The organism is Falsihalocynthiibacter sp. BN13B15 (assembly GCF_041205415.1).
Lineage (GTDB): Bacteria > Pseudomonadota > Alphaproteobacteria > Rhodobacterales > Rhodobacteraceae > Falsihalocynthiibacter > Falsihalocynthiibacter arcticus.
The window spans coordinates 1-387 of record NZ_JBGFCE010000096.1; the positions used below are offsets into that span (position 1 = coordinate 1).

The 387-nt window shown below is 46.0% G+C and carries 1 pseudogene; it reads left to right on the forward strand.

Features of this window, described 5'->3' with window-relative positions:
* Nucleotides 1-252 (forward strand): annotated as a pseudogene (locus AB9F26_RS22335) (lysine decarboxylase); the annotation flags it as partial.
* Between the last annotated feature and the right edge of the window lie 135 nt (nucleotides 253-387).

The window sequence follows — 387 nt, forward strand, 5'->3', positions numbered from 1 at the left end:
ACCACGCAGCGTGTGCCGATTGATGATCTTGAAGGGCGCATTACCACAAGCCTTGTCACACCATATCCCCCGGGTATCCCGCTTCTTATCCCAGGAGAGGTCTTTAATAAAAAGATCGTCGAGTATCTTAAATTCAACAGAGTCTTTGCGCTTGAATGCCCAGGGTTTGAGACAGATATTCATGGGCTCGTTCAGGAATTGGACGAAAACGGTCAGATCCAATATTTTGCAGACTGTGTTGCATCAGACTAAGCAATTAAGTCTGGGGGGAATCCTGTTTGTTCAAATATGGTTGCCCGACACCCGTTTGAATGGTGGGGTCAAATGAAACCCAATCGTGCGATCCTAAAATGGGCTGGTGATAACAACTTAGATTGGCATTACATC